Origin of the sequence: Azospira sp. APE16, assembly GCF_047901315.1 — a bacterium.
In the GTDB taxonomy this organism is placed as follows: Bacteria; Pseudomonadota; Gammaproteobacteria; order Burkholderiales; family Rhodocyclaceae; genus Azospira; species Azospira oryzae.
The window spans coordinates 2,707,673-2,723,764 of sequence record NZ_CP179682.1; the positions used below are offsets into that span (position 1 = coordinate 2,707,673).

Sequence of the window (16,092 nt, forward strand, 5' to 3'; positions counted from 1 at the left end):
GACGTCGAGCGCAAAATGGGAGAAGGTTAAATGTGATTGCGTTTCAAACTGAAGCGCTTTGATCTCAGAGTTATAGGATCAAGCCGCACGGGCAATTAGTATCGGTTAGCTTAACGCATTACTGCGCTTCCACACCCGACCTATCAACGTGGTGGTCTTCCACGACCCTTTAGGGGGCTCGAAGCCCCGGGGAAGTCTAATCTTGAGGCGAGTTTCCCGCTTAGATGCTTTCAGCGGTTATCTCTTCCGTACTTAGCTACCCGGCGATGCGACTGGCGTCACAACCGGTACACCAGGGGTACGTCCACTCCGGTCCTCTCGTACTAGGAGCAGCCCCCCTCAAACTTCCAGCGCCCACGGCAGATAGGGACCAAACTGTCTCACGACGTTTTAAACCCAGCTCACGTACCTCTTTAAATGGCGAACAGCCATACCCTTGGGACCGGCTACAGCCCCAGGATGAGATGAGCCGACATCGAGGTGCCAAACACCGCCGTCGATATGAACTCTTGGGCGGTATCAGCCTGTTATCCCCAGAGTACCTTTTATCCGTTGAGCGATGGCCCTTCCATACAGAACCACCGGATCACTATGACCTGCTTTCGCACCTGCTCGACTTGTGGGTCTCGCAGTCAAGCACGCTTATGCCATTGCACTATTAGCACGATGTCCGACCGTACCTAGCGTACCTTCGTACTCCTCCGTTACCTTTTGGGAGGAGACCGCCCCAGTCAAACTGCCTACCATGCACGGTCCCAGACCTGGATTCACAGGCCATGGTTAGAACCTCAAACAAACCAGGGTGGTATTTCAAGGACGACTCCACCAGAACTAGCGTCCTGGTCTCACAGTCTCCCACCTATCCTACACAGATCGGTTCAAAGTCCAATGCAAAGCTACAGTAAAGGTTCATGGGGTCTTTCCGTCTAGCCGCGGGGAGATTGCATCTTCACAAACATTTCAATTTCGCTGAGTCTCAGGAGGAGACAGTGTGGCCATCGTTACGCCATTCGTGCAGGTCGGAACTTACCCGACAAGGAATTTCGCTACCTTAGGACCGTTATAGTTACGGCCGCCGTTTACCGGGGCTTCGATCAAGAGCTTGCACCCCATCACTTAACCTTCCGGCACCGGGCAGGCGTCACACCCTATACGTCCACTTTCGTGTTTGCAGAGTGCTGTGTTTTTATTAAACAGTCGCAGCCACCATTTCACTGCAACCCCATCGAGCTTCGAGAGCAAGTCTCTACACCCTACCGGGGCGCACCTTATCCCGAAGTTACGGTGCCAATTTGCCGAGTTCCTTCTCCTGAGTTCTCTCAAGCGCCTTAGAATTCTCATCCTGCCCACCTGTGTCGGTTTGCGGTACGGTCCCAATGTAACTGAAGCTTAGAGGCTTTTCTTGGAAGCTTGGTATCAATCACTTCGCGCTCAAAGAGCGCTCGTCGTCACGCCTCAGCTTAGCCCCCCGGATTTGCCTAAGGGGCACGCCTACACGCTTAAACCGGGACGTCCAACACCCGGCTGACCTAACCTTCTCCGTCCCCCCATCGCATTACATTGAGGTACAGGAATATTAACCTGTTTCCCATCGACTACGCTTTTCAGCCTCGCCTTAGGGGCCGACTCACCCTGCGCCGATGAACGTTGCGCAGGAAACCTTGGGCTTTCGGCGAGGGAGCTTTTCACTCCCTTTATCGCTACTCATGTCAGCATTCGCACTTCTGATACCTCCAGCATCCCTCACGAGACACCTTCAACGGCCTACAGAACGCTCTCCTACCATATCCAAAGGATATCCGCGATTTCGGTGCATAGTTTGAGCCCCGTTACATCTTCCGCGCAGGACGACTCGACCAGTGAGCTATTACGCTTTCTTTAAAGGATGGCTGCTTCTAAGCCAACCTCCTGGCTGTCTGAGCCTTCCCACCTCGTTTCCCACTTAACTATGTCTTTGGGACCTTAATCGGCGGTCTGGGTTGTTTCCCTCTTGACACCGGACGTTAGCACCCGATGTCTGTCTCCCAAGCTCGCACTCTACGGTATTCAGAGTTTGCTATGGCGAAGTAAGTCGCGATGACCCCTTCAACCATTACAGTGCTTTACCCCCGTAGGTGATACTTGAGGCACTACCTAAATAGTTTTCGGAGAGAACCAGCTATTTCCGGATTTGTTTAGCCTTTCACCCCTATCCACAGCTCATCCCCTAACTTTTCAACGTTAGTGGGTTCGGACCTCCAGTGCGTGTTACCGCACCTTCATCCTGGCCATGGATAGATCATCCGGTTTCGGGTCTACGCCATGCTACTTAACGCCCTTATCAGACTCGGTTTCCCTACGCCTTCCCTACTCGGTTAAGCTCGCAACATAACGTAAGTCGCTGACCCATTATACAAAAGGTACGCAGTCACCCCACGAAGGGGCTCCCACTGTTTGTATGCATGCGGTTTCAGGATCTATTTCACTCCCCTCCCGGGGTTCTTTTCGCCTTTCCCTCACGGTACTGGTTCACTATCGGTCGATTACGAGTATTTAGCCTTGGAGGATGGTCCCCCCATATTCAGACAGGGTTTCACGTGCCCCGCCCTACTTGTCGCAAACTTAGTACCACGATCCTGTTTTCGCGTACGGGGCTATCACCCACTACGGCGACACTTTCCAGAGTCTTCCGCTAACAGATTCGCTATCACTTGCAGGCTGTTCCCATTTCGCTCGCCACTACTTTGGGAATCTCGGTTGATTTCTTTTCCTCCGGCTACTTAGATGTTTCAGTTCACCGGGTTCGCCTCCACTGACCTATGTATTCAGTCAGGGATACTCCTTGCGGAGTGGGTTTCCCCATTCGGACATCTCTGGATCAAAGCTTCGTTGCCAGCTCCCCAGAGCTTTTCGCAGGCTTGCACGTCCTTCATCGCCTGTAATCGCCAAGGCATCCACCACATGCACTTAGTCGCTTGATCCTATAACTTTGAGGCCTCTTCCGAGGCAGTTATAAGCAACTCAGTTTGTGTTTGTATCGCGCTAGCTGTAACGCGATACGATGCAATCACAATGTATATCTGGCTTGGTTTCGGCTCCAGATATACAACCTTCTCCATTTTGTTAAAGAGCAAACAGCATTGACCAAGAGGTCAGACCTAAGCATCCGTGCTTACGTATGAGCTCTTGCAGACAACCGAAGGGGTTGGTGGAGGCAGACGGGATCGAACCGACGACATCCAGCTTGCAAAGCTGGCGCTCTCCCAACTGAGCTATGCCCCCGCCTGATGAAGCGTTGGTGGGTCAGGTAGGAATCGAACCTACGACCCCCGCCTTATCAAGACGGTGCTCTAACCGACTGAGCTACTGACCCAAACTTCTCTTATCGAAGGGTCAGTAGAGGACCCGGAGTCAGTACGCCTGCGCGCTACTCCTGCTCCTGGCCTTTCCCTCATGCTGTTACTTGAACAACCGATAGGTTGTAGATGCTTGGAGGATGCTTTTCTCTAGAAAGGAGGTGATCCAGCCGCACCTTCCGATACGGCTACCTTGTTACGACTTCACCCCAGTCATGAATCCTACCGTGGTAATCGCCCTCCTTGCGGTTAGGCTAACTACTTCTGGTAGAACCCACTCCCATGGTGTGACGGGCGGTGTGTACAAGACCCGGGAACGTATTCACCGCGACATGCTGATCCGCGATTACTAGCGATTCCGACTTCACGCAGTCGAGTTGCAGACTGCGATCCGGACTACGATCGGCTTTCTGGGATTGGCTCCACCTCGCGGCTTGGCAACCCTCTGTACCGACCATTGTATGACGTGTGAAGCCCTACCCATAAGGGCCATGAGGACTTGACGTCATCCCCACCTTCCTCCGGTTTGTCACCGGCAGTCTCATTAAAGTGCCCAACTAAATGATGGCAATTAATGACAAGGGTTGCGCTCGTTGCGGGACTTAACCCAACATCTCACGACACGAGCTGACGACAGCCATGCAGCACCTGTGTCCAGGCTCCCTTTCGGGCACCAATCCATCTCTGGAAAGTTCCTGGCATGTCAAGGGTAGGTAAGGTTTTTCGCGTTGCATCGAATTAATCCACATCATCCACCGCTTGTGCGGGTCCCCGTCAATTCCTTTGAGTTTTAACCTTGCGGCCGTACTCCCCAGGCGGTCAACTTCACGCGTTAGCTGCGGTACTAAAAGGTTTAACCCTTCCAACACCTAGTTGACATCGTTTAGGGCGTGGACTACCAGGGTATCTAATCCTGTTTGCTCCCCACGCTTTCGTGCATGAGCGTCAGTACTAACCCAGGGGGCTGCCTTCGCCATCGGTATTCCTCCACATCTCTACGCATTTCACTGCTACACGTGGAATTCTACCCCCCTCTGCCGTACTCTAGCCTCGCAGTCACAAACGCAGTTCCCAGGTTGAGCCCGGGGATTTCACGTCTGTCTTACGAAACCGCCTGCGCACGCTTTACGCCCAGTAATTCCGATTAACGCTCGCACCCTACGTATTACCGCGGCTGCTGGCACGTAGTTAGCCGGTGCTTCTTATGCGGGTACCGTCATCAACAACGGATATTAGCCGTTGCCATTTCTTCCCCGCCGAAAGAGCTTTACAACCCGAAGGCCTTCTTCACTCACGCGGCATGGCTGGATCAGGGTTGCCCCCATTGTCCAAAATTCCCCACTGCTGCCTCCCGTAGGAGTCTGGGCCGTGTCTCAGTCCCAGTGTGGCAGATCATCCTCTCAGACCTGCTACGGATCGTCGCCTTGGTGAGCTTTTACCTCACCAACTAGCTAATCCGACATCGGCCGCTCCAAGAGCGCGAGGTCTTGCGATCCCCCGCTTTCCTGCTCACAGAATATGCGGTATTAGCGTAACTTTCGCTACGTTATCCCCCACTCCTGGGTACGTTCCGATGTATTACTCACCCGTTCGCCACTCGCCACCAGGAGCAAGCTCCCGTGCTGCCGTTCGACTTGCATGTGTAAGGCATGCCGCCAGCGTTCAATCTGAGCCAGGATCAAACTCTTCAGTTTAATCTCTGCTTAAAACTCGCTTGACGGATATATTCAAGTTTCCTTGACTACATCTTTGTGCAAGCGCTTGATTCATTTGTCCGACCTAAGCCGGAACACCCAACCAAGCACCTACACCTATCGGTTGTCCTATTTTTTAAAGAGCTGGTTGCGGGGGCAGGATTTGAACCTACGACCTTCGGGTTATGAGCCCGACGAGCTGCCAGACTGCTCCACCCCGCGTCCGTCAGAGAAGCGAGATATTATCGCTTTCTCTACACCTCGTCAACCCCTGCCGGTTTGTTTCTTGCTTTGCTTTCGCTTGGCTGCACCGGCCGGTGCGTCGAGGGAGGCGAACTATAGCCTAGTCGGAGAGCCACTGCAAGAGGGAATCCCACTGTTCGTGATCTCGCTTGAACTTGGCGCGGGGAGGGTCAAAGACGGAAAGCCCTGCGGCAGCTACGTTTACGTAGTTCTGGGTGTTGCGCAGATAACTAACAATGGGAATATCGAAATGACGCAAAAACTCTTCCAGCATCACTGCCGCACGGGTTCTGGGATCCACCCGCATGGCAACAATACCCAGCATCTGCCGCCGACCGCGGGTTTCCTGGCGCAATGAATTGAGAAAATCCTCCGTTGCCGCCATATCAAATATGGAAGGCACCACCGGAACGATAACCTTATCGACACGACGCAGGTAGTCGGAAAGCTTATAGCCCTGCAGGCCGGCCGGGGCGTCCAGCACCACCTGATCCACATCCTGGGGCGGATTGAACATCACCTGATTACCCGCGAAGTATCCGGTCACCGGTGCCATCTCCGGATCGCGGAAGGCCATCCAGCGCAGGGAGGATTGCTGGCGATCCAAATCGCACAAGGTAACCTTGTTGCCCTGGTTGGCGAAATAGCCGGCCAGATTTGTCGCCAAGGTTGTCTTGCCACACCCCCCCTTCGGATTGGCCACCAGAATTGCTTGCATACCCACCCCTTTCTCACTCGATAAAAGCCGAACTGGCATTTGGGCCACGACGGTCTCGGATGATTATATGCGAAGGTACTGACAGCGGCGGCTCCCCGATTGGGCGCACACGGATGTAATATGGCGACCGGGTTTGCTACTTAAGTCATATATGGAAAAGCCAAAAACCAAGGACCGCCAGGGAATTCAATCCATCGAAGTGGGGGGCAAGTTATTGCAGGCGCTGGCTGCCAATGGCCGCGCCATGATGCTGCGGGACCTGGCCAAGGCTGCCGGCATGCCCGCCGCCAAGGCCCACCGCTACCTGGTCAGCCTCATTCGCATGGGCCTGGTCGAGCAGGACCAGACCAGCGGCCGCTATGACCTGGGCAGTTTCTCCCTGGAACTGGGCTTGGCCGCCATGGGCCGGCTGGATCCGGTTCGCCTCGCCACCCCGATATTGGAGGACCTCTGCGAGCGCCTGGGTGAAACCGTTGCCCTGGCCGTATGGGGGAATCATGGTGCCACGGTGGTCCGCCTGCTGGAGGCCGGCGGACCGATCACCGTTGCGTTGCGCGCCGGTACCGTCCTGCCGCTGGCCAGTTCGGCCACGGGTCGGGCGTTTGCCGCCTTTTTCCGTTCCCCCTACCTGCGCCAGCTGCTGGAAGTCGAAATCAAGGCGAACGCGGAAGCGAACGGCACCACCCTGGCAGCTGCGCGCCGGGAAATGGACGGCCTGCTGTCGGAAATCCGCAACCAGGGCATTGCCCGAGCCAGCGGCAGCTACTCTCCGGGTATCAACGGTTTCAGTGCGCCGGTATTCAATCAGACGGGCACCATGGTGGCGGCGATCACTTCCCTGGGCCCGATCGGCAACTTTGCCAGCGACTGGGACAGCAACATTGCCGCCGCCATCCGGCAAGCCGCCCAGGATTTATCGCACCGGCTGGGTTATCACGAACCGGGCCCGGCCTGAGCAGGCAAACAGGGAAAAGAGAGAGGGATGGTGGGTACCGGGATAAAACACGAATACGTAGTAATTTGTTTAATATAATTTTTGACACTTAACACATACTACTGATACCCCCAAACATACCCCCACCCGCCTGCTGCTTTTTGATTGAACAGCAGTTCACTCCGATGCCAACTTACAGGCTCCATCCACATTCTTACACCAATACATACTGCCCGAATCGTCAAGCGGTTGGCTGATACGTTGCCACCATCAATCGGCTACAGGCCAGAGGCAAAAGCAAATTGCCACCGTATCTGGTGATCGGCCAGCACACGATCCGGAATGACGTGGCTGTCGTTGAGGACCGGCTGACACTTCGACAGCATGGCGGGAGATAGTGCCATGGCCCCCACCAAATACTGCACCTATGGCTGGCAAAACGCTTTTGCGAAAGCACTTAATCTGCACACCGGCTACAACCAAGGATTGATTAGGCTACTGCTCCAGAATCCCGCTTTCCCCCGTTGGGGAAAGCGGGATTCTTCTCGACTATCGATGTGAGCGGCTGAATATCAGGATTAGTTAGCGAATCCGCATGGCTGATCACAACTGCAACGTTTGTCTGGATCGCAGATGCGTCTTCAGATCGCCGGTTGTTTCGAAGCGCAACTCTACGCCCATTGCGGCGGCAATCTGCTGCAGACCGTTGTGTATGCTTTCCCCACGCAACAAGGCAGTGGATAGCGCGTCAAAACCTGTCTGTAGTGCCACTTCCTTTTCGGAAAAAAACTTGCTGAACGTCGCTTGAAGCTTGGCTTGGTACGCATGATGGTCAGCAAGGAGCCGGTCACACATTTTCTTGGTTTCGCACCGAAGTTGGTCTGATGCCTCTAACGACCTGACAGACTCTTGAAGGGCGTTATAGAGCGAGCCACTAAGCATCGAAGCAACCATACCTCCGATCATGCCCCCAACTAGGATGCCGAGACCGGGACCGGCTAAGGCCAGACCAGTAACCGCCATGCCGCCGAGCATCCCTCCGAGCGCAGATCCTGCCATCGACATTCCGAGCATGCAGCCTTCGCGAGTGATTTGAACGACAAATTGCTCTGCGGTCATTTCCCCCTTGGCAACCATCAAGGCATTCTTGGCCAAAATTACTCCAGTCTGGATCATAGTGACTGGCAGATTGGACTTACCTATATTTTGCAGCACCTGCTTACTGGAGGCCTGCATGACGCCGCTGACCATCGTAGTCGCATAGGTAATGCCGTAGGAGGTCGCTGCAGCCTTCCCTGTGTCGAGCATAACTTCAACAATGGCTTCGTCTATTTCCTTGTCGGATAGTAGGATTTGGCTGACGTTACTCAGCGCGCTCGCGCCACCACCCCATAATGCGCCCACCTTTGCACCTTCAATTCCGCTAAGGTGGGCGACTCTGGCGGAGTCTTTCAGCACAGTCTTGGTTGGATGCAGCCGAGCGTCCATTGCTTCTTCGGTAGATATCTTGGCACTTCGTAAGCGGCGTTTGGCACTTTTCAGTCGGTCGATTTTCTCTTGAAGATGCCGTGCCCTTTCCTCATCTCCCGCAGCCCTTCGGTTTTTCAGTTGCTTTTCCAGCTTTGCGAGATTGTCCGACCAGCTCCTTACAATGTCGTCGAATTGGTCCGATGGAACAACTAACTCCATGGCGGCATACTTTTCAAAAATGTCCGGACTACCGTGAAGATAGGAATATTTCTCAACTGTCGAGTGCATCTTCATCTGACCGGCGCCGACGAAACTGCCGTCAGCATCCAGCACAACGTGATGAGTACGTGTGTTGATTCGCGCAACATCCGCTTGCGTGTGATTCACATGGCCCATGTCATCCAACCGTGCGAGCCGTGAAGAGTTGCCATTGATGACATTTTCGGAATTGCTACGAGCTACGTGAACCGCTTCGGCCGAAAAGCCTCGCTGTTGCATTAGATTTTGTTCCAAATATTCAGCATTCAGCTTGCTCGAACTGATCTTCTGCAGGTAATCATGAATCTTGAAGCATTCCGAAGTCGCTTCTCCGAAACGACGCAGATCCCGTTGCAACGACTGCTCCATCGCCAGCCTGAATGCTTTTTGGTCCAATTGCTCCTCTGCGTCGAACGCCATATTCAGCCCCCTTACGCCTCTTAGGCAACAGCCACATCGATGCCGCGTTCCGAATCTTCGATACCCAAAAAGTTCTGCATCATTGTCGCTGTCGCCACGTCCTCTTCCAGTTGACGCATGACATCCGTGAGCAAAGCGCCTTCGCCATCGATCAGGGGCTTGCCGATGAGTTTGTTTAGCAACATTGCAGCATTGACTGCATCGCGTACAGTTTCGGTTAATGATTCGACTTGCTTGGTTAGCCCGAGCGCCTTACGCTGCAAAGCCTCCATTGCCAGTGGAAAGTCCTTTGCCAATTGCTCAACCTTCGAGCTGAATCGAACGGAACCCTCCTCAAAATCACGCACCTTTCCAAAGTAGGTTATTGCGGCCGTAAGGTTTTTCTGCGCCCGGCGATAACAAAATATCATCGCAGAAAGCAGACCGAGTAAGGCCCCTCCAATGGCTATGAGGGCGTTTAACTGCTGAGAACTAATTGGCCCAAGAATTTGCAGAAGAATAAACGCCCAGACACCGCCGAGTATCACAACTAGCCCGACCTTTTTCAAAGCAGGAAAGGGGGTACAAAACTGCGTAGTAACGGAAAACGTGGGAAATGTTGCGATGAAGCGCTCGGCCTGCGCGGTGTTTGGGGGGATGTCTTTCAGGCCATTTATTGAAGGATCGTAAAGGTCAAAGAAATCCTTCAAGGAATCTCGGTATAAGGTCGTTCGCAGGTCATCGAGCTTTTCCAGCATCCCTTTGGCTTTGCCTTTGGAGGACTCCAACGCAGCGGTTGTTCTCTGAAGTGTTTGGTCCGCCTCCGCCATGACTTTCATTGCCTTGACGTCAACATCTTGTCCGAAAAAAAAGAGGCTAGATAACTGAAAATCACGTTTTGCTTGACTCATTTCAGGCCTCAATGTTCGCAAGGGTTGGGGAATGATTGGCACTAACACGGATATGTCCTGCGCCGTCATCCTCTGACGACGATGTGTTCGGCACTGGGTCAGCATTGATGATCGCCTGATAGGCAGAGCGACTTTCGGGTCTGTACTGACCGCGGGCATCAACAAATTCCAAATACAGACAATCTTGAAGCTCGCGGGCTTGCTCAACTGTTCTCTGAATGGCATAACGCATTTTGCTGTTCTGCATCCTCACCACGGCTTCCATGCTGAGAACGGCACGATGAAGGAGCTTTGCAGCCTGCTCAATTTGGTCGAGTTGAAGAATGAAGGTGTTGCTCTGAGCAACAAATACATCAACTTGGTCGCTGTAGTTCAGAGCTTCGTTAAGCTGCTTTTTTGCGGCATTCTGGCCGAAGTACATTGCTACGATCGCCGCCGGTATGAGGGCAATCCCACCCAACACCGCTGCTCCCCCTATTGTGCCCAGCCCTCCAGCCGCTGCCGCTCCACCGCCCAGCCATGCAAGAGTTGCGTTGGTCGCTGCCACACCTCCCAGCGAACTGATAGCCGTGCCGGTGGATGCTGTGCCAACAATCCCTGCCAGACCATAAGCCCCATATGCCGCTGCTGCGCCACCAAGTGCCCCCATGGTGCCACCGAGCATCATCTCTTTCACGTACCCAGGCGCGGGAAGCATTTTGGTGATGTTGGACTTAATTTCGTGATCGACGAACTGATCCGGCGTTGCGAATTCCTGCTTGGTGATCGCGGCAATAGTTTCGTAAAGATTAACGAAATCCGTTATCGCTCCTTCATGGGCTGACCTCCGCAGCTCCCCCAGAGATTCAAGCGCTCCATTGGTGCTTTTGCGCTTTTCTTCTAGTCGGCACTTGGCGTCGAATTCATCCTCTTTTGCATTCTTAACAATTCGTTCGCTTCGCCGACGCTCTTGCCCCCCACCCGTTATGAAATTGCCAACGGCTGCAGCTCCACTTTTTATCCCTTCCCACCATCCCATGGTTACTCCCCTTGTTGTATCGAAGCTGGGCAATTCAGAAATTGACGATTGAGCGTTTGAAAACTTTTGATCTAAATAAGCCAGCAAGATCGCCACGTTGGATACTTTTTTCTATCTTACACAAGTAAAAAAATGGCATGTGCATCCGACAATTATTACAGAATTGCTCATCCGATCTTGTTCAACCACCCGACAACCAATTGATTGGTAGTGGTTTAGTAGAGTCGATCCCCGGTCTAATCCAGCACCTAAGGGTCGCGAATGATCAACATTGTCGTCACCCCCGATGCGGGCCCGCCCGGCAATCTCCTTCTTGCCCTTACCGGACTTATTACCCTTCTTGTCGCTTCCCTTGCTGCTGGCTGGTTCAGGCTTCGCCAGCATTTCCGTATCTGGGCTGATAAATACCTCAACGGATTGTGTCTCCAGCATCTTGGCTTTCCAGGTTGACGCGCTGCGGGGGTGATTCCGGCGCCGGCCTGAGCAGCGATTGATGACGAAGACAGGCACAAACAAATCAGCCAATATTCACAGAGCTCAATGACCTAAAGGCCTTCAGGAAGTACTTGGCTGGGATGGTCTGCTTGAGGTCGGCACCGTTCAGGCAAGCCTCCATATTGGCGAACAGAATGATCTCATGGCCGAAGTAGCCCCCACCCTTCCCTGGTTCTGCCTGTATTTGATTCGCCATGACGTGGCTGTCGTTGAAGCCTGGCTAGCTGCGCGGCAAGGACGACCCCTTGAGCGCGTTGAGAATCCCCGCTCCTGGCCTGCCAAAAACTCCGCAAAAAAGCTATTTGGTAAGCGGGTGCTGCCCGCCACTCCGGCCAGATGATGATTTTGCCGCTTACCGCCAGGGGTAAGCGGCTTCTTCATTTCTCACATCAGCGCTATGCAACCAACGCAAAACGCAGTACATTCGCAGGACACCAAACCTAGGACTACGTCATGAGGCGTCCCAAGGACAAAACCCTGTCCATCCGCACGTCGGCGGACATTAAGCAACTGCTGGGCATGGCTGCTGAAAAAGAGCACCGATCCATCGCATCGATGATGGAAGTGCTTATCCTGAACTACGCGCAAGAGCATGGTTTAAAGGCGGACGTACAGTCCACCGAAAATAAGAAGGGATGCGATGGAGCTCATTGACAACATCAGTCGCCTCCTTGGCGACGACCTGAAGCAAACCCTCAAGCCAGGGGCGAAATTAAAGATCGCCGCATCCTGCTTTTCTATGTACGCCTTCGAAGCCCTCAAGGCGGAACTGGAGAAGATCGAAGAGCTCAATTTCATTTTCACGTCACCAACCTTCGTTGCCAATGAAGCCACCGACAAAATCCGTAAGGAGCGTCGGGAGTACCACATTCCCAAAGTGGACCGTGAGCGCAGCCTGTACGGCAGTGAATTTGAAATCCAGTTGCGCAACAAACTGACCCAGCGTGCGATTGCCAAGGAGTGCGCTGACTGGATGCGGCGCAAGGCCCGCTTCAAGAGCAACCGGACCAAGGCCCCGATGCAGCAATTTGCCTGCGTGCAGACTCAGGGGGAAGACACCGCCTACATGCCGCTGCATGGTTTCACGGCAGTTGACCTGGGCTACCAGCAAGGCAATGCCGTATCGAATCTCGTCAACAAGATGAATGAGCCGACTTTTGCGGCCACCTATCTCAGCTTGTTTGACCAAATCTGGAACGCCCCCGAGAAGCTGGAAGATGTGACGCAGCAAATCTGTGACCACATCGCCTCTGTCTATCAGGAGAACTCGCCCGAGAGCATCTACTTCCTGATGCTCTTTAACATCTTCAGCGAGTTCCTGGATGACATCGACGAAGACGTACTGCCCAATGACCGCACCGGCTACCAGGACACACTGATCTGGCAGAAGCTTTTCAACTACCAGAAGGATGCAGCCACCGGAATCATCAACAAGCTGGAAACCTACAGCGGCTGCATCCTGGCCGACAGCGTAGGCTTGGGCAAAACTTTTACTGCGCTGGCCGTGATCAAGTATTACGAACTACGTAACCGTTCAGTGCTGGTCCTTTGCCCGAAGAAGCTAGCGGACAACTGGCTCAACTACAACCGCAACCTGAAGACCAATATCTTCGCCAAGGATCGGTTCAATTACGACGTGCTGTGCCATACCGACCTCAGCCGCACCAACGGTGAGTCGTTTGGTACACCGTTGAACCGCATCAACTGGGGAAACTACGACCTCGTGGTCATCGATGAATCGCACAATTTCCGCAACAACGATGCCTACAAGGATAAGGAGACGCGCTACCAAAAGCTGATGAACAAGGTCATCAGAGAGGGCGTGAAGACCAAAGTGCTGATGCTCTCGGCCACCCCGGTCAACAACCGCTTTGCCGACCTGCGCAATCAATTGGCATTGGCCTACGAGGGCGACTCGGAAAACCTCAGCAATAAGCTCAAGACCAGCAAGAGCGTGGAAGAGATTTTCCGGAGCGCACAGGCCGCGTTCACAGTTTGGTCGACGCTTCCTCCAGAAGAGCGCACAGCTCGCGCCATTCTGGATTCGCTGGACTTTGATTTCTTCGAATTGCTGGACAGCGTGACTATCGCTCGCTCCCGCAAGCACATCCAGACCTTCTACGACACAAAGGACATCGGCCAATTCCCCGAACGCCGCAAGCCGCTTTCTTTCCATTGCGCACTGACCCAGCGCACGGACGTGATGGGCTTCAACGAGATTTTCGAACAGCTTTCACTGCTGAAGCTGTGTGTCTACACGCCAGCGGCCTACATCCTTCAAAGCCGGGTCAAAAAATACATCGACCTCTACAACACCCAATCGGGCGACAAGAAGGAAAACCTCAGCTTGTATGGTCGCGAGAAGGGCCTACAGGCCCTAATGACCACGAACCTGCTCAAACGCCTGGAAAGCTCCATCGAATCCTTCCGGCTGACCTTGCGCTCGCTGCGTGGCAATCACGCCAACACGCTGGCGACTATCCGCCGCTTCAACGAAGGTGGCGGTGCCGCCGATATCGCTGACCTCTCGGAAGTCCTAGAAAACCTGGATGCCGAAGACGACGATCTGTCGATGCTGAACGGAGGCGAGATTGGCGGTAGGGTCAAGATCAGCTTGGACGACATGGACTTGCCCTCTTGGGAGCATGACCTGAGCGTTGATCTGGAGATCATCGATGCCCTGCTGGCCTCGATGAACAAGATCACACCCGAGGACGACGCCAAGCTGCAGCATCTAAAAGCGCAAGTACTGGGCAAGATCACCAACCCGATTAACCCTGGCAACAAGAAGATCATCATCTTTACGGCTTTCGCCGATACCGCTGATTACCTCTACGCCAACCTTGCGCCGGAGTTGCTGGCACAGCAGCAACTCCATAGCGCCAAGGTGACGGGTACTGGCTCGCCCAAGTCCACACTCAAGAAGAGCTACGACTTCCAGGAACTGCTGACCCTGTTCTCGCCCCGCTCTAAATCGAAGGCACAAGTGCTGCCGCAAGAGCCCGCTGAGATCGACTTGCTGATCGGTACGGACTGCATATCCGAAGGCCAGAACCTTCAAGACTGCGATTACCTGATCAACTACGACATCCACTGGAACCCGGTCCGCATCATTCAGCGTTTCGGGCGTGTCGATCGTATCGGCTCGCCTAACGCCAGCATCCAGTTGGTGAATTACTGGCCAGACATCTCGCTCGACGAATACATCAACCTGAAAGAGCGGGTTGAAAGCCGGATGATGATTGCCGATGTGACGGCGACCGGGGACGACAACGTGCTCTCCGCACAGGCCAACGATGTCACCTACCGCAAAGAACAACTGCGCCGCCTTCAGGAGGAGGTGATCGAGCTGGAAGACCTGAAAACTGGCGTGTCCATCACTGACCTGGGGCTCAACGACTTCCGAATGGACTTGCTCAACTACGTGAAGGCACATGGCGAACCCAGCCATGTGCCTAACGGTATGCACGCCGTCGTGCCCGCGAATCCTGTCTTGGGTCTGGAGCCGGGGGTGATCTTTACCTTGCGCAACCGCAACCCCGAGGTCAACGTCAACCAGCACAACCGGCTGCACCCGTACTACCTCGTCTACATCGGGTGCGACGGCAAGGTCATCAACGATCACACCGAAGTGAAGCGCCTGCTGGACCTCGTGCGCAGCGGCTGTAAGGGGCATGCTGACCCCATCCCCATAGCCTGCCAATCCTTCAATAAGGAAACAAGCGACGGCAGGAACATGCAAAGCTACTCTGAGCTGCTGAGCAAGGCCATTAGCTCCATGATCGAAGTGAAGGAAGAAAAGGATCTAGACAGCCTCTTCAGCGGCGGCAAGACCACGGCGCTTACCAATACCATCAGCGGCCTGGATGACTTCGAACTCATCACTTTCGTTGTGATTCAGGAGGCTGGATGAGCGTCTCTCCAGTTCTGCACCTGGCGCTGATCAACTACCCGAAGCAGGCTACATTCGGGCGCGTACTTCCCAAGAACAAGATTTACGAGCACAGCGGGGCAAACACCCGCCTGAAAGACCTGTTCGTGGAACAGGTCGAGCAGATCGTGTGGCAGTACAAACTTGCGCCAGAAACCATCAACCTACCCGCTAAGCCGGGCGTACCGGAAGTGCAGGTTTTCCGCATAGCGCTGAAGACGGCGGAACTGTCCGCCGATGTACTGAAGTGCATCGACGGTGCCGTGCAGTTCCCCATCGTCTTCGAGTTGGAGCACGAGGGAAAGATCAAGGTCATTGCCGCGCACAAGCGGCCGAGCGAGGTGGACGCCAGCAAATGGGTGGTCAGCGATTACTTTTCGACGGGGTGGATACCGGCCAACAGCGAGCGCAGCGACATGCCGCTGGTACTGGACTTGGCAGGGCTCTACGAGGCCTTACTACAAAGGCTGATTCCGCTAGCCCCTCGCGACCAAGAAAGCTTTTCTGCCTTGATCGAGCGTCTGGAGGGCGTGAGGGCTAAGCAGCGTGAAATCGAGAAAGTCCGCGCCAAGCTGGCAAAAGAAAAGCAATTCAATCGCAAAGTGGAGATCAACGCCACTTTGCGTCAACTGAACAACGAACTTGAGGAACTGAGCCACTAAAGCCGATGGCCAGAGGAAAAGAAT

General features: G+C 54.1%; 9 protein-coding genes, 3 tRNA genes and 2 rRNA genes. 5 read left to right on the plus strand and 9 right to left on the minus strand.

Features of this window, described 5'->3' with window-relative positions; translation table 11 throughout:
• Nucleotides 1-74: 74 nt before the first annotated feature.
• From ACLSSQ_RS12990 to ACLSSQ_RS13015, 6 genes are all read right to left on the minus strand, one after another.
• Nucleotides 75-2,960, minus strand: a 23S ribosomal RNA gene (locus ACLSSQ_RS12990).
• A 225-nt stretch (nucleotides 2,961-3,185) separates the two neighbouring features.
• Nucleotides 3,186-3,261: transfer RNA gene (locus ACLSSQ_RS12995), tRNA-Ala, on the minus strand.
• Nucleotides 3,262-3,275: 14 nt separating this feature from the next.
• Nucleotides 3,276-3,352, minus strand: a tRNA-Ile gene (locus tag ACLSSQ_RS13000).
• Between the two features lie 137 nt (nucleotides 3,353-3,489).
• Nucleotides 3,490-5,029, minus strand: a 16S ribosomal RNA gene (locus tag ACLSSQ_RS13005).
• Together the 16S and 23S rRNA genes with 3 tRNA genes alongside form the textbook arrangement of a ribosomal RNA operon.
• Nucleotides 5,030-5,174: 145 nt before the next feature.
• Nucleotides 5,175-5,251 (minus strand) — tRNA-Met (locus tag ACLSSQ_RS13010).
• A 121-nt stretch (nucleotides 5,252-5,372) separates the two neighbouring features.
• Complete coding sequence (locus ACLSSQ_RS13015) at nucleotides 5,373-5,990, minus strand: ParA family protein (protein WP_130460200.1); 618 nt, start codon at nucleotides 5,988-5,990, stop codon at nucleotides 5,373-5,375.
• Nucleotides 5,991-6,141: 151 nt separating this feature from the next.
• Between ACLSSQ_RS13015 and ACLSSQ_RS13020 the strand changes: the two genes are divergently transcribed.
• Complete coding sequence (locus tag ACLSSQ_RS13020) at nucleotides 6,142-6,945, plus strand: IclR family transcriptional regulator (RefSeq protein ID WP_130460201.1); 804 nt, start codon at nucleotides 6,142-6,144, stop codon at nucleotides 6,943-6,945.
• A 582-nt stretch (nucleotides 6,946-7,527) separates the two neighbouring features.
• On the opposite strand, the gene ACLSSQ_RS13025 is transcribed toward ACLSSQ_RS13020, so the two are convergent.
• The 3 genes from ACLSSQ_RS13025 to ACLSSQ_RS13035 are packed head-to-tail and all read right to left on the minus strand — an operon-like array spanning nucleotide 7,528 to nucleotide 11,076.
• A complete protein-coding gene (locus ACLSSQ_RS13025) occupies nucleotides 7,528-9,072 on the minus strand; it encodes a hypothetical protein (protein ID WP_416242922.1) in 1,545 nt (514 codons plus the stop codon).
• 20 nt (nucleotides 9,073-9,092) lie between these two features.
• Nucleotides 9,093-9,962: a hypothetical protein gene (locus ACLSSQ_RS13030; RefSeq protein WP_416242923.1), complete on the minus strand. Its 870-nt coding sequence runs from the start codon at nucleotides 9,960-9,962 to the stop codon at nucleotides 9,093-9,095.
• 1 nt (nucleotide 9,963) lies between these two features.
• Complete coding sequence (locus ACLSSQ_RS13035; protein ID WP_416242924.1) at nucleotides 9,964-11,076, minus strand: hypothetical protein; 1,113 nt, start codon at nucleotides 11,074-11,076, stop codon at nucleotides 9,964-9,966.
• Between the two features lie 165 nt (nucleotides 11,077-11,241).
• Between ACLSSQ_RS13035 and ACLSSQ_RS13040 the strand changes: the two genes are divergently transcribed.
• The 4 genes from ACLSSQ_RS13040 (at nucleotide 11,242) to ACLSSQ_RS13055 (ending at nucleotide 16,068) form a co-directional block, all read left to right on the plus strand.
• Nucleotides 11,242-11,430 carry a hypothetical protein gene (locus tag ACLSSQ_RS13040; protein ID WP_416242925.1) on the plus strand — a complete coding sequence of 63 codons (189 nt, stop codon included), beginning with the start codon at nucleotides 11,242-11,244 and terminating at the stop codon, nucleotides 11,428-11,430.
• Between the two features lie 498 nt (nucleotides 11,431-11,928).
• Nucleotides 11,929-12,129, plus strand: a complete 201-nt coding sequence (locus ACLSSQ_RS13045; RefSeq protein WP_416242926.1) for a hypothetical protein — start codon at nucleotides 11,929-11,931, stop codon at nucleotides 12,127-12,129.
• Entirely contained in the window at nucleotides 12,116-15,388 is a 3,273-nt protein-coding gene (locus ACLSSQ_RS13050) for a helicase-related protein (protein WP_416242927.1), read from the plus strand. The genes ACLSSQ_RS13045 and ACLSSQ_RS13050 overlap by 14 nt, the downstream gene beginning before the upstream one ends.
• The gene (locus ACLSSQ_RS13055; RefSeq protein ID WP_416242928.1) at nucleotides 15,385-16,068 is read left to right on the plus strand and encodes a DUF4391 domain-containing protein; all 684 of its coding nucleotides are present in this window, start codon (nucleotides 15,385-15,387) and stop codon (nucleotides 16,066-16,068) included. The genes ACLSSQ_RS13050 and ACLSSQ_RS13055 overlap by 4 nt, the downstream gene beginning before the upstream one ends.
• Nucleotides 16,069-16,092: the final 24 nt, after the last annotated feature.

Coding starts and splice junctions, on each gene's coding strand:
- ACLSSQ_RS13015 (WP_130460200.1), bottom strand. CDS start 5,990: ATGCAAGCAATTCTGGTGGCCAATCCGAAGGGGGGGTGTGGCAAGACA.
- ACLSSQ_RS13020 (WP_130460201.1), top strand. CDS start 6,142: ATGGAAAAGCCAAAAACCAAGGACCGCCAGGGAATTCAATCCATCGAA.
- ACLSSQ_RS13025 (WP_416242922.1), bottom strand. CDS start 9,072: ATGGCGTTCGACGCAGAGGAGCAATTGGACCAAAAAGCATTCAGGCTG.
- ACLSSQ_RS13030 (WP_416242923.1), bottom strand. CDS start 9,962: ATGAGTCAAGCAAAACGTGATTTTCAGTTATCTAGCCTCTTTTTTTTC.
- ACLSSQ_RS13040 (WP_416242925.1), top strand. CDS start 11,242: ATGATCAACATTGTCGTCACCCCCGATGCGGGCCCGCCCGGCAATCTC.
- ACLSSQ_RS13045 (WP_416242926.1), top strand. CDS start 11,929: ATGAGGCGTCCCAAGGACAAAACCCTGTCCATCCGCACGTCGGCGGAC.
- ACLSSQ_RS13050 (WP_416242927.1), top strand. CDS start 12,116: ATGGAGCTCATTGACAACATCAGTCGCCTCCTTGGCGACGACCTGAAG.
- ACLSSQ_RS13055 (WP_416242928.1), top strand. CDS start 15,385: ATGAGCGTCTCTCCAGTTCTGCACCTGGCGCTGATCAACTACCCGAAG.